This is a genomic window from Methanomassiliicoccales archaeon (assembly GCA_026394375.1).
Lineage (GTDB): Archaea > Thermoplasmatota > Thermoplasmata > Methanomassiliicoccales > UBA472 > JAJRAL01.
Map to the genome: position 1 here is coordinate 1 of JAPKYJ010000001.1, position 3,824 is coordinate 3,824.

3 protein-coding genes are annotated in these 3,824 nt (G+C 61.6%); 2 read left to right on the top strand and 1 reads right to left on the bottom strand.

Annotation, left to right across the window (positions count from 1 at the left end; translation table 11 throughout):
* Positions 1-164: 164 nt before the first annotated feature.
* Positions 165-968 carry an epoxyqueuosine reductase gene (locus tag NT137_00005; GenBank protein ID MCX6651728.1) on the top strand — a complete coding sequence of 268 codons (804 nt, stop codon included), beginning with the start codon at positions 165-167 and terminating at the stop codon, positions 966-968.
* Positions 969-1,069: 101 nt separating this feature from the next.
* Positions 1,070-3,019, top strand: a complete 1,950-nt coding sequence (locus NT137_00010) for a hydantoinase/oxoprolinase family protein (protein MCX6651729.1) — start codon at positions 1,070-1,072, stop codon at positions 3,017-3,019.
* A 51-nt stretch (positions 3,020-3,070) separates the two neighbouring features.
* On the opposite strand, the gene NT137_00015 is transcribed toward NT137_00010, so the two are convergent.
* Entirely contained in the window at positions 3,071-3,298 is a 228-nt protein-coding gene (locus NT137_00015) for a hypothetical protein (protein MCX6651730.1), read from the bottom strand.
* Positions 3,299-3,824: the final 526 nt, after the last annotated feature.

Below are 3,824 nucleotides of genomic sequence, written 5' to 3' on the forward strand. Positions count from 1 at the left end.
TGGCAGATGCCACCCTGCCTTGCAGGCAGGAGTCAGCCGACCGAATGCGCTCCGTTCCCAGAAATGGGCGTCCTTCGCGGAACCAACCGCCAAACGAAAACTGGAAGTGCAAGCCCACGATATTAATCGTGGGTAGCTGACCTGTGTGTACGAATGCTCAGGACATGACGAGGACGTTGAGGCAGGAGATCGAGCGCAAGTGCGCCCAGCTGGACATTCCCATGGTCGGGGTGGCGTCCGCGGACGCCTGGGATGAGCCCCCGTTCCAGCCGTGGGTGCCTGAGGACTTTCGCCCTCGCGCCATCTATCCCGAGGTCGAGAGCGTCATAGTCATCGGGCTGCCGATTAGCCTGCCGATATTGGAGACCGGCCCGTCCATCTACTACCACCTCCTCTACCAGAACGTCAACGCCCTGCTGGACCAGTATGCCTATCGACTCTCTGTCTTCCTGAGCGAGAGGGGTCAGGCATCCATCTACGTACCGCGGGACGGCTACGGCACCATCTCCCTGCTCAAGGACAAGCCCATCGTCTTCTTCTCCCATCGCCACGCTGCTTACCTGGCCGGCCTGGGCACCTTCGGCGTGAACAACACGCTGCTGACGAAGCGCTACGGCCCCAGGGTGCGGTTCGCCTCCATCTTCACCACGGCGGAGCTGCCGGCCGATCCACCGATGGAGGGGCAGCTGTGCACGCGCTGCATGCGGTGCGCCAGAATGTGCCCAGTGAGCGCTATTCCCGAGAAAGACTATCCAGAGGGCATCATCGACAAGAAGGCGTGCGCCACTCGGGCAGAGCAGCTCTACTCGCGCTTCCTCTCCCCCTGCGGCATCTGCATCAAGGTCTGTCCAGTGGGCGAGGACCGCAAGCTCTACCGGCACCAGGATGTCAAGATGTACGAGGACCGGGAGCGATATCCCCAATATCATCGGGCCTGGGAGCACGTGCGCTCCTATGGCTCGCGCTGAGCGCCTCCGGCCCGGGAACCTTCGTCACCTTCGCCCCGAGCGCGCGATTGTTTCTTATCGCCGGGGAGAGATGCCAGGCGGAATAGAGGAGCGGAAAAGGCATGCACATCGGTCTGGGCATCGATACTGGCGGGACTTTCACGGACGCGGCCTTGGTGGATCTGGATACCAGGCAGGTGCTGGCCAAAGCGAAGGCGCCGACGACCTACCAGGACCTCACCCAGGGCATGATGCAGGCCATCGAAGACGCACTGGCCAATGGCGCCATCGGCGCGGACCAGGTAGAGCTTGTGGGGCTCTCCACCACCCTGGCCACCAATTCCATCCTCCAGGGAAAAGGAGGAAGGGCCGGGCTCATCGGCATCGGCTGGGAGCCGCAGCCCGATTGGCGCCTGGGTTGCTCGGAATCGCACTTCGTCCGCGGAGGCTACGACTCCGTGGGTCGAGCTCTGGAACCGCTTGATGAGGAAGCGGTGTCAAAGGCGATCGACGATCTTGCTGGCAAGGTGGACGCCTTCGTGGTCTCGGGCATGTTCAGCGTATGCAACCCCACGCAGGAGGAGACCGTCCGAGGAATGATCCATAAGCGGACGCAACTACCGATCGTGGTCGGCCACACCCTCACCAGCGAACTGGGCATTAAGGAGAGGACCGTGACCGCCGTTCTCAACGCACGGCTCATCCCCATCATCAAGGAGTTCCTGGCTTCGGTGGAGAGGGCGCTATCCGCCAAGGGGGTCAAGGGCCGCATCCTGGTCTTCAAGGGCGACGGGGGGCTGATGACCATGGAGAGCGCCCGCGAACGCCCCGTCGAGACCGTGCTCTCCGGCCCGGCGGCCAGCCTCATAGGCGGAAAGGTGCTGTCGAAGGTGGAGACCTGCGTGGTGGTGGATGTCGGAGGGACTTCCACCGACATAGCCTACCTCGATGAAGGATTCCCCCGCCTCAGCGTGGAGGGAGCGACCGTGGGCGGGTGGAAGACCAGGGTGAAGGCCGTCTCCATGTGGACCTGCGGCCTGGGAGGGGACTCGCTGGTGCAGCCCGATGATCGGGGGGACATCATCATCGGTCCGCAGAGGGTCATACCCTTGGCCATCGCTTCGGGCATGAGAAGCGATCTGAAGCAGGTAATGATTGAACGGACAGAGACCTTATTCTACGTGGCTGGCAAGGCAGACCTTGCCTCGCTGAGCGAGACCGAGCGAAAAGTGTACGAACACATCGTCCGCGTCGGGCCGCGCACGTTCTTCGAGCTGATGGACGATGTGCCGGAGGTCGTGCTCATGAAGGACAACCTGGAATCGCTCCTGGCCCGGGGGAACGTACTCCGCACCGGACTCACGCCCACCGATGTGATGCATGTGCTAGGGAGCTATTCGCCTGGCGACGTCGAGGCCGCGGGCATCGGGCTCAGATTGCTGGCGGAGAAGATGGACCGCGAGCCTCAGGCGCTGGCCAGAGCGATCATGACCCGGGCCGTGACCAGGGTGGGGGAGGAGGTGCTGAAGAAGGTGGTGGCCGATGAGGCGGGCGATCTGTCGGGGGACCGCCCATTGGTGCAGCTGCTTCACGCCTCGACCGGGGAAAGGATGTTCCGGGGCATGGAGGTCAAGGTGAAACTGGACCGGCCGGTGGTGGGCATCGGGGCTCCGGCCAACGACTTCATCGGCCCGCTGCGGGACCGCATGGATGTGCAGGTGATCATCCCCGACCACCATGACGTCGGCAACGCCGTGGGAGCAGTGTGCAGCGAGATCTCTGAATCGGTCACGCTCCAGGTGTATCCGAGGGAAGAAAAGTTCATCGTGCTCTCGCCCTATTCCTCGCCCACGGAATTCCACCATATCGAGGAAGCGCTCGCCTCGGCCAAGTGTTTCGCCGAGTCCTACGTGCGGCAGAAGGTGGAGGCTTCAGGAGCGGATGATGTCCGAGTGCGGCTGGAGGTCATCGATCGCCGCTTCTCGGATGGCTATGGGAAGGAGATGAAATTCATCAACTGGATCGATATTCGCGCCACGGCCCTGGGCAAGCCACGATTGGATAGACGCTGAACGTGCGAGCGCCACCGGAACGGAAGCTGGCAGAATGGTGCGATGCCCGGGTCAAGGCAACTCGGTCTTGGCCAGGAAGTACGAGACCACGTTGTTCTTCTTCTTGACCTTGGTGACGCCCTTCTTCTCCAGCTCCTGCAATGCGTTCATGCATTGCGCCTTCGGGAGCTTGGAAAGAGAGGTCGCCTTCTCCGCGCTTACCGCCTTGTCTTCTCCAATAGCCTGGGCCATCTTCAGTGCGTTGAACAGCTTTTCAGCTTGAGGCGTGACGCTAGCCATGCGGGGGACGAGTAGCGAATCCTTCTAAATACTTATCGGTCTTGATGGCCTTTCGGGATCAGCCAGACATTGTCATTCTTTTCCTCCCCGCATGAGATCACGAGGGCGGCGACCTGACCAATATTGATATGACGCACACGGGAATACCGCATACAGGGGGCAGAAGATGAGGACGTGCATATTGCTGATGCGGACGCCCGTTTCCGAAGAGGATGCGGAGCGTTTGCTGGCTTTGCGAAAGGGCTTTGATGGAGGCCTTCCCTTACTCATCTGATGCCCGCCTGCCAGAAATGCGGTCGCCAGAGCTTCTTCGCCTTCACCTGCGCTCGTTGCGGTCAGAGACCTTTCTGCCCTGTGTGCTGCAAACCCATCGGGGATCCTTCCAAGAACATCCGCGTCTGCAAGGATTGCCGGGATGCGCGAGACGACCGGCAAACCTGAAGAAAGACCTTGCGCCTTCGGGTCGAGCGGTGATCGAGCGCCTTAGAAAGCGGAAAATGGCGGGCCTGTGGGGATTCGAACCCCA

Excerpts from the sequence above, each read along its gene's own strand:
- NT137_00005 (MCX6651728.1), top strand. The coding sequence starts at position 165 with ATGACGAGGACGTTGAGGCAGGAGATCGAGCGCAAGTGCGCCCAGCTG.
- NT137_00010 (MCX6651729.1), top strand. The coding sequence starts at position 1,070 with ATGCACATCGGTCTGGGCATCGATACTGGCGGGACTTTCACGGACGCG.
- NT137_00015 (MCX6651730.1), bottom strand. The coding sequence starts at position 3,298 with ATGGCTAGCGTCACGCCTCAAGCTGAAAAGCTGTTCAACGCACTGAAG.